General features: G+C 72.0%; 1 protein-coding gene. It reads left to right on the top strand.

Going from position 1 to position 397, the window contains the following annotated elements; genetic code table 11:
* Positions 1–67 precede the first annotated feature (67 nt).
* Positions 68–397, top strand: a 330-nt coding sequence (locus tag AC1DKD_RS42350) for a hypothetical protein (RefSeq protein WP_477144883.1), incomplete at its 3' end; no start/stop codon positions are given.

Genomic DNA, 397 nt, shown 5'->3' on the forward strand with positions numbered 1-397 from the left:
CGCCCCGGACGGGCCCCTCCGGACCTTTCATTAACTCAGGGAAAGTGTGGAGAGCCGGGAGCGCAGGATGCGGTGGGATGAGTCGCCCGAGGACCGTGGCAGGGTCAAGTTCGCCGCGGCAGCCGGTGCCGTGGAGGGCTACGGCGGCCGCGGACTGAACGGCCGCGCGCTGCAGCCGGCCAGCGGCTACCTGTTCCCCGACCAGGACGGCGAGGGCTGGTGGGTGGTCTTCCAGCCCTGGCCGTCAGCCGGCCCTGCGGCGCACAAGGTGCCCGGCGACATCCTGGCCTGCAACGACTCCTACGGCGACATGGTGCACGTGGTGGTGCTGGCCGCCGGCGTCTGGGAGGACGACGCCGAGTCCGCCTTCCGCGACAAGGCACCTGCCAGCCTGGCG

The sequence above is a fragment of the Cupriavidus sp. 05T313 genome (assembly GCF_056396665.1).